8 protein-coding genes and 1 pseudogene are annotated in these 7929 nt (G+C 63.1%); 4 read left to right on the top strand and 5 right to left on the bottom strand.

The window, feature by feature from the left end:
- Nucleotides 1–88 precede the first annotated feature (88 nt).
- Entirely contained in the window at nucleotides 89–1084 is a 996-nt protein-coding gene (locus tag Q0094_RS12875) for a succinylglutamate desuccinylase/aspartoacylase family protein (RefSeq protein ID WP_297620263.1), read from the bottom strand.
- On the bottom strand, nucleotides 1081–1980 hold the full coding sequence (locus Q0094_RS12870) for a LysR substrate-binding domain-containing protein (RefSeq protein WP_297620259.1): 900 nt from the start codon (nucleotides 1978–1980) through the stop codon (nucleotides 1081–1083). Before Q0094_RS12870 ends, Q0094_RS12875 begins: the two co-directional genes overlap by 4 nt.
- A gap of 215 nt (nucleotides 1981–2195) precedes the next feature.
- Between Q0094_RS12870 and Q0094_RS12865 the strand changes: the two genes are divergently transcribed.
- From Q0094_RS12865 to Q0094_RS12850, 4 genes are all read left to right on the top strand, one after another.
- Nucleotides 2196–3011, top strand: coding sequence for an amino acid ABC transporter permease (locus tag Q0094_RS12865; RefSeq protein ID WP_297620256.1), 816 nt, complete (start codon nucleotides 2196–2198; stop codon nucleotides 3009–3011).
- A gap of 29 nt (nucleotides 3012–3040) precedes the next feature.
- A complete protein-coding gene (locus Q0094_RS12860) occupies nucleotides 3041–3871 on the top strand; it encodes a transporter substrate-binding domain-containing protein (protein WP_297620253.1) in 831 nt (276 codons plus the stop codon).
- Nucleotides 3872–4108: 237 nt separating this feature from the next.
- Nucleotides 4109–4831 carry an amino acid ABC transporter permease gene (locus Q0094_RS12855; RefSeq protein WP_297620250.1) on the top strand — a complete coding sequence of 241 codons (723 nt, stop codon included), beginning with the start codon at nucleotides 4109–4111 and terminating at the stop codon, nucleotides 4829–4831.
- Complete coding sequence (locus Q0094_RS12850) at nucleotides 4831–5574, top strand: amino acid ABC transporter ATP-binding protein (RefSeq protein WP_297620247.1); 744 nt, start codon at nucleotides 4831–4833, stop codon at nucleotides 5572–5574. The genes Q0094_RS12855 and Q0094_RS12850 overlap by 1 nt, the downstream gene beginning before the upstream one ends.
- Before the next feature lie 424 nt (nucleotides 5575–5998).
- Here the strand turns inward: Q0094_RS12850 and Q0094_RS12845 are convergent.
- The 3 genes and pseudogenes from Q0094_RS12845 to Q0094_RS12835 all read right to left on the bottom strand — a co-directional run.
- Nucleotides 5999–6094: pseudogene (locus Q0094_RS12845) on the bottom strand (IS481 family transposase); the annotation flags it as partial.
- A 36-nt stretch (nucleotides 6095–6130) separates the two neighbouring features.
- Nucleotides 6131–7357, bottom strand: a complete 1227-nt coding sequence (locus tag Q0094_RS12840; RefSeq protein ID WP_297620244.1) for an FAD/NAD(P)-binding oxidoreductase — start codon at nucleotides 7355–7357, stop codon at nucleotides 6131–6133.
- A 413-nt stretch (nucleotides 7358–7770) separates the two neighbouring features.
- On the bottom strand, nucleotides 7771–7929 hold a 159-nt coding region (locus Q0094_RS12835), incomplete at its 5' end, for a hypothetical protein (protein WP_297620266.1).

The following is a 7929-nucleotide window of genomic DNA, read 5'->3' as shown; positions in this document are numbered from 1 at the left end:
TAGGGGGCTGGATGGGTGCTGGGGGTTGAGCCGAGCTATGCAGATTATGTTGCCACCCAGCTTTCTGCGCTGATCTGAACCCGAGCTTTCAGCCCGCCGCGCGCACCACCATCGCCAGCATCTCGGCGCGGCTGACCCGGCCACGCGCGGTATGGGCCAGCACCATCCCGCCTTGTGCAAAGCGCAATTCCAGCGCCGCGCGGCCTGGCTCTTCGGGAAAGTGCAGCCAGCCTGCCAGGTCGCCCGCCTGCACCATGTCGCCCGCGCGGCAGCGCCTGTCAAAAAGGCCCGCGGCGGGGGCGAGCAGGTGATCGGCCGGATCGGCGATTTCAACAATGTGTTCGTTGGCCCCCTCGGGCAAGGGCGGTGCTGCGCGCAAAAGGCCTATGTGATGCAACGCCCGGCGCAGCGCATCCTCGGCAAGATCGGCATGGTCCGGATCAACCCCGCCGCCCCCGCCAAGCTCAGCCGCCACGCAAGCCACACCCGCCCGCGCACAGGCGGCATTGACCGAGCGGTTGTCGTTGTACGACCCAAGCCGCCAGATCACGCCCAGCCCCATCGCGCGGGCAAGGGCCATATTGGCTTCATCAAGCTCGGGTGAAATCCCCGTTTGCGGCAGGCTGCAGGGCACAAAGACCGAAGCCTTGCCACCTGAATGCAGATCAATCACCGTGTCGCATTGCGGGATGAGATGGCGTTGCAGCCAATCGGCAATCATCGCCGTAGGGGTGCCATCGGCATCGCCCGGAAAGGCGCGGTTGAGATTGCCGCCATCGAGCGGCGAGCAGCGCAGAGAGGCGCCAAAGGCCGGGCCATTGGCCGCCGGCATCAGGATCAGCCGGCCCGCCACATCTTCGGCCCGCAAATCGCGCGCAAGGCGCATGATGGCGGCAGGCCCCTCATATTCATCGCCATGTACACCGCCCAGCACCAGAACCGTGGGCCCGGCCCCATCCGCAATGGTGATGACAGGCACGGCGTAGCGCCCCAGTGGGTTTGCATTGTCAGACCAGGGCAGCAGCAGATCGCCCGTGTGATGGCCCGGAGCCGCAAGATCGAGGGTGAGGCGCAGGCGGCTCATGCCGGGGTCTCCGGGCCGAACATCTCGTCGATCATAGCGGCAAAATCGGCGGCAACCGCGCTCATCTCCCGCTGGGCCGAGCGCAGCATGTACAAAGTGTAGGGCAGGAAGGGGCTGAAGGGCACGATGTGGCAGCCCGGCATTTCATGATCCTGGGCGGGGGCGGTGCCGACAATGGCCACCCCAAGCCCGCGCTCGACCAGGCGCATCATGACCTCGGTGGTACGCGCCTCGTAGCGGATCACCGGCTCTGCACCTGCCGCCTCGAAAAGGCGATCAAGCTCATGACGAAAGGCGGCATCGGCGCGATAGGCGATCAGGCTTTCACCGTTCAGATCGGCGGGGCCGATCAGGGTGCGGCTCGCCAGCCTGTGCCCGGCCGGTACCACGCAGTACGCCTGGCCCAGCAGGATCGGGCGGCGGGTGAGCCGCGGGTTGGCCGACGGCGATGAGCAAAACCCGAAATCGTAGGCATCGAGTGCCAGCCACTCAATCGCGTCATCGGTTGTCTGCACGTCGAGCGAAATCGTGGCGTCTGGCCTGCGCCGGGCAAAGGCTGCCACCAGATCGGGCAGAAGGCGCACCGCGAAGGAGGGGCTCGTCACCAGCATGAGGGGTGTCTGGCGAAAATCGCGGATGGCCTCGGCCGCCTCGCGAATGCGGTCAAGCCCGCCGAATGCGCGGCGCACCGTGTCGATCAGAAGCCGGGCCTCGGTTGTGGGGTTGAGGTTGCGCCCGGCGCGCTGGAACAGCGCAAAGCCCACCTGCGCCTCGAGATCTGCCAGAAGTCGGCTGACCGCGGGTTGAGAGACCCCGAGCATGACTGAAGCCTCTGTCACCGAGCCCGTGGCGATAACAGCCTGAAACGCCTCGATCTGTCGAAAGGTCAGCTTCATGGCGCGGATCGTACTGCGAAAGCAGCATGAAGGCTACGCCCGGAACGGTGCCGGGAACGGCACGCGGAACGGCGGCGGTATGAGATAAAAGCATAACGCAAGAGCATACGGGGGTGATCTGTTGTTGACATAATGATGAATGCGCCCCGATACTCCACCCGTCAAGTCTCAATGCAGGGGCTCTTCAGGCCGCCATGGCGCAATCCGTGATCTCCTTGGACAGAAAGCCACCTGCCGGCCTGAACAAGGGCGCCTTTGCGCGGCGGATGCTTCAGATCGGGCAGGCGCTCGCGGTGCTGGGCGCCATCGGCTGGCTGATCTGGGCGGGCATCGCGCAACTCGAGTATCGCTGGCAATGGTATCGGGTCGAGCCGTTCTTCTACCGCGTGGTCGATGGCGAATTGATCTGGGGGCCGCTGGTGCGCGGGCTCATCTTGACGCTCAAGATTGCCGGGCTTGCCGGCGCGCTGGCCATTCTCATCGGCTTTCTAACGGCTCTGGCGCGGATGTCGGGCTCGATTGCGGGGCGGGCCATTGCCACGACCTACCTCGAGGCGATCCGCAACACGCCCCTCCTTGTGCAGCTCTTCCTGGTCTATTTCGTTCTCGCCCCGATCATCGGGATCGACAGATTCTGGGCAGGCGTTCTGTGCCTTGCCTTTTTCGAGGGCTCCTTTGCCGCCGAGATCATTCGGGGGGGCATCAGGGGCGTTGATCGTGGACAGGTCGAGGCGGCGCGGGCCGTGGGTCTGACGCGCGTTGACAGCTACCGCTACATCATCGTGCCTCAGGCGCTACCGCTCATCCTGCCACCGCTGACCGGGCTGATGATCTCGACGATCAAGCATTCGGCCATTGTCAGCGTGATCGCTCTGGCCGAGCTGTCAACCCAGGCGCTGAACCTGATTTCCAACACCTTCATGGCCTTCGAGATCTGGTTCATCACCGCCGCCATTTACCTGAGCCTGACCGTCACGCTCTCTTTCGCGGTCACGCTTTTCGAATGGCGGTTGAACAAACCCAGGCGCTGACCTGACCCCACCAACCGAGGAGACCCGCAATGACATTTCTGACGAAAGTGAAGACGGCGCTTGCCGCGGCAGCTTTGGCCGTGGGCGGGCTTGCCGCCGCCGTGGCCCCGGCCAGTGCCGAGGGGCTTCTGGAGACCATCCAGCAGCGGGGCAAGCTGATGGTGGGCATGTCCACCTTCGTGCCTTGGGCGATGCGTGACAAGGAGGGCAACCTGATCGGCTTCGAGATTGATGTGGCCACCAAGCTTGCCGAGGACATGGGCGTTGAGATCGAGTTCGTGCCAACCGCCTGGAGCGGCATCATTCCGGCGCTGCTGGCCGAGAAGTTCGACGTGATCATCGGCGGCATGTCGATCACGCCCCAGCGCAACCTCACCGTCAACTTCACCGCGCCCTATGCCAATTCGGGCCAGATGATGGCCACCAATCTCGAACTGGCCGCAGGTGCCACGATCGAAAGCCTCAACAGCTCCGATGTGAACCTGACCTGCCGGCGCGGCGTTGTGGGCTGCACCATTCTCGAAAAAACCTTCCCCAAGGCCAATATCTTGCAGTTCGACGATGACGCCCAGGCCTTTCAGGAAGTGCTCAATGGCAATGCCCATGGCGTGATTTCAAGCGCGCCCAAGCCCGCCTTCTGGGCCGAGGCCAACTCGGGCAAGATCGAGGTGGCCTTTGGCGGCACCCCGCTTTCGACCGGCAATGAGGGCTTTGCCCTGCGCAAGGGCGACGCAGACGCGCTGAACTTCTTTTCCAACTGGATTCTCGTGAACCGGTCGAATGGCTGGCTCGCCGAGCGGCATGAATACTGGTTCAAGGGCCAGTCTGCCTGGATCGATCAGGTCGCGCTGGAACAATAAGCAGGAAAGGGCGGGGCAGCCGCGCGCTGCCCCGCACCCACCGACATGGATTCGCGCCCCCCTCCACCCCCTCTGCCCAAGCGCCGCCTGACGGCGCTTGACTGGCTCTTGTTCGGCCTTGTCGCGCTGGGCATCGGGCTGGTGGTCTGGCGGGTGAACGCGGTTCTTGTTTATGACTGGAACTGGCCGCGCGTTTTCGGCTTTGTCGCGCGGTTTGATGAAGAGAGGGGCCAATGGGTGGCCAACCTGCTGCTTCAGGGGCTCCTCACCACCATCAGGCTAGCCTTCTGGGGGACCATCCTTGCCGCGCTGATCGGGCTGGTGATGGGCTGGTGGCGGACCTGCGATTCACTGGCGCTTCGCATCATCAGTCGCACCTATGTCGAGCTGATCCGAAACATCCCGCCGCTCGTCTTCATCTTCATCTTCTACTTCTTCATCGCGAGCCAGATCTTCCCGGCGATCGGGCTGGAAACGATCAACACCAAAAGCCCCTGGGTGGATAACACCGCCTTTCGCATCGCCTTTGGCGATCCGGCGCTGTTTACCAACTTTCTCTCGGGGCTCATCTGCCTTGCGCTCTTCGAGGCGGCCTACATCACCGAGATCGTGCGCGCGGGCATCCAGTCGGTCCCGAAGGGGCAGTGGGAGGCTGGGCGCGCCATCGGTCTTTCGCCAACCAGCCTGCTACGCGACATCATCTTCCCCCAGGCGCTGCGCAAGATCTTGCCGCCGCTTGCGGGCCAGTTCATCACGCTGATCAAGGACAGCGCCATCATCTCGCTCATTTCGGTGCAGGAGCTCACCTTTCTGGCCACCGAAGTGGCCGCCAGCACCACCAAGGTTTTCGAAACCTGGATTCTCGTGGGCGGGATGTATTTTGCGCTCTGCTACCTCTTTGCCTTCATCTTTGCCCGGCTCGAACGCCGCGCGGGCCGATCCGCGCGCCAGGAGACATGATGTCCGAAACGCCGCTTGTCGAAATTACCGGTCTTTGCAAATGGTTCGGAGAGTTCTCCGCGCTATGGGATATCAACCTGTCCGTGATGCGCGGCGAAAAGGTGGTGATTTGCGGGCCGTCGGGCTCGGGTAAATCCACGCTGATCCGCTGCATCAACCAGCTTGAAGAGCATCAGAAGGGCAGCATCCGCGTGGATGGGCAAGAGGTGCGCCCGGGCATGAAGGGCATCGAGAAGATCCGCCGCGAGGTGGGCATGGTGTTTCAAAGCTTCAACCTCTTTGCCCATATGAGCGTGCTCGACAATCTCACGCTTGGCCCGGTGCGCAATCGCGGCATGGCGCCGGCCGAGGCGCGCGAGTTGGCCATGAGCTACCTTGAAAAGGTGCGTATTGCCGAGCAGGCGGCCAAATATCCCGCCCAGCTTTCAGGCGGGCAGCAACAGCGCGTGGCCATTGCCCGCGCGCTTTGCATGCAGCCCAAGCTCATGCTCTTTGACGAGCCCACCTCGGCGCTCGATCCCGAGATGATCGCGGGCGTGCTCGAGGTGATGGAGGGGCTCGCGCGCGATGGCATGACGATGATCGTGGTGACCCACGAGATGGGCTTTGCCCGCCGCGTTGCCGATCGCGTGGTCTTCATGGACAAGGGCGAGATCGTCGAAACCGCCCCCCCCGAGGCGTTTTTCGGCGCCCCCCGCACCGCGCGCGCGGCCGAGTTTCTGAGCCAGCTGCTGGCGCATTGAGAGCGGGCCCGGGGGTGCGCGACACCCGGCTGATCGGCCCAGAAGCTAAGGCCCCCGCGTGATGGCGGAGGCGTGTCTTGTGAGCGCATGGCCTGCGTTTGCGGCCCGTTGTCAGGCAAAGAAATTGCGTGACCTGCCCCAAGGCTGCCCGTTGCGGTGATCGGTGGTGAGTTGCGCGCCATCGGTTCGCCAACCTGCGGCCTTCAAGACGCTGAGGTGCGGCCTCGCTCAGGAAAACCACAACCCTTCAGGCCAATATCACGCTGCCTGTTCCAGATCATTCGACGACGGACAAGTATAGTGATGCGGCGGTCCAGATGCATGTTGATGGAATCGTTCCATTTTGCGAGCTTCGTTCTCAAAAAATGAGAAATGAAAATCAAGAAGCAAGATAAATCTGCGACCGTCTTCGGATTGATGCGAGCTCACGGCTTAGCTCCGCGGCCGAAGCTTGCGATCGCTGTATTGCTGCTCTGATGGCGTGCGTGGTCGTGGCGCAGCCGTGACGAACTTGTCCCATAGTGCTTCCTTCCATTCCTGCGAAAGGATCACACCATCAAACCTTGGGATCAAACACCGAGCCCTGCAACAGTGATTTGAGGTCTTGGCCCGGATCAGCCACAACCGCCGGATCGGGCGAAACGCCTGCGGCGATCAGGCGCTTGCCGATCATGTAGCCGCGCGGATCGTTCATCGCATCGACTGCCAAAAGCCTGTCATCCGCATAATACCAATGCGACCGCTGAGGCCCACCATCGCGCACCACCACTCGGTCATAGCCCGTGTTCAGCCCCGCGATCTGCAGCTTGACGTCGTATTGATCCGACCAGAACCACGGCTGGGGCCGATAGGGCATCCCCGCGCCGAGAATGTTCTGCGCCACCGTCTCGGCCTGATCGATGGCGTTTTGCACCGATTCCAGTCGGATGCGCCCGCCTTGATGGGGAAAACTCGCGCAATCGCCCGCAGCCCAGATCGCGGGGTCGCTGGTGCGGCCATGTTCATCGGTCTTGATGCCGTTCTCGATCTCCAACCCCGCCGTTTCGGCCAGCGCGGTGGCCGGGGCAATGCCGATGCCCGCGATCACCATGTCGCAAGACGGCTCCGTTCCGTCCGACAAGACCGCGCCGGTCACATGCCCCGCGCCCAACAGCCGGGTCAGCCCGACACCTTCGCGGAGGTCAACCCCATGGGCGCGGTGCAGCGTGCGGAAATAATCCGAGGTCTCGGGTGCGGCGACACGTTGCAGGATACGCGGGGCCATTTCGATCAGCGTCACCTCCATGCCGCGCTTGCGCGCGACGGCCGCGGCCTCAAGCCCGATGTAGCCGCCCCCCACGATCAGCGCGCGCCGCCCCGGCTGCAGGCCCGGCGCCATGGCATCGACATCGGCCAAGCCGCGCACCACATGCACGCCGTCCAGATCGCCCCCGATCGCCGCAGGCAGACGGCGCGGTACCGACCCTGTCGTCAGCACCAGCGCGTCATAGGGGATGGTCTGGCCGCCGACGATCACCTGCCGCGATGCCCGGTCGATCGCATCAACCGGGCAGCCCAGCATCAAGGTGATGCCCGCGTCGCGGTAATAGCTTTCGGGGCGCAGCAACAGCCGCTCAAGGCCCATCTCGCCCAAGAGATAGGCCTTGGACAAGGGCGGGCGCTGATAGGGCGGCACGGGTTCCGCGCCGATCAGGGTTATCGGACCGGCAAAGCCTTCGGCCCGCAGCCGGGCCACACAGGCCGCGCCCGCCTGACCGGCGCCGATCACCACGATATTCTTCAAGATCAACACCTTTCGCGTTGGCCGAATTTCCCCGAGGGCGTTCGGAGCATCACATTTGTCGAAAATCAAATCGCCGTGCCTAAAGTCGAATGTCTTGGGAAGTCGGCTTGATTTTGGTCTTGAGGTCGCGGCATCTGTAAATGGACCTTATTCTGTGGCGCAAATGGCTGAAGCGTCAGTTCTGGATAGTCCATGCCTTGATTGTTGTTATTTCGCCCAAGGTCGCACACCGCCGGCTGAAGCATAAGTCAGCGAGGTCGGACTGCTTGGAGTTTCGTGCCAGCAGGCCATTCTTGTAGTGTTTGCCGAAGGCGGCTTGAGCAGTCTTGAGTTCATCAGGCAGGAAAAAGTCCTAAGGCAGCATGCGGATCCCAAGGATCCGGTGTTTTCGTGGTGTATGCGGGAACTATTGCTCAACCCAGGATACGCGGCAGGTACAGACTGTGTTCGCGAGCGCAATCCAGCGCGATCTCATAGCCTGCATCGGCATGGCGCCAGACGCCGCTGGCCGGGTCGTTCCAGAGGACACGCTCCAGCCGTTTGGCCGCTTCGGGCGTGCCGTCGGCGCAGAT

The sequence above is a fragment of the uncultured Roseicyclus sp. genome, from assembly GCF_937892565.1.
Lineage (GTDB): Bacteria > Pseudomonadota > Alphaproteobacteria > Rhodobacterales > Rhodobacteraceae > Roseicyclus.
This window is presented reverse-complemented; position numbering and strand designations above follow the sequence as displayed.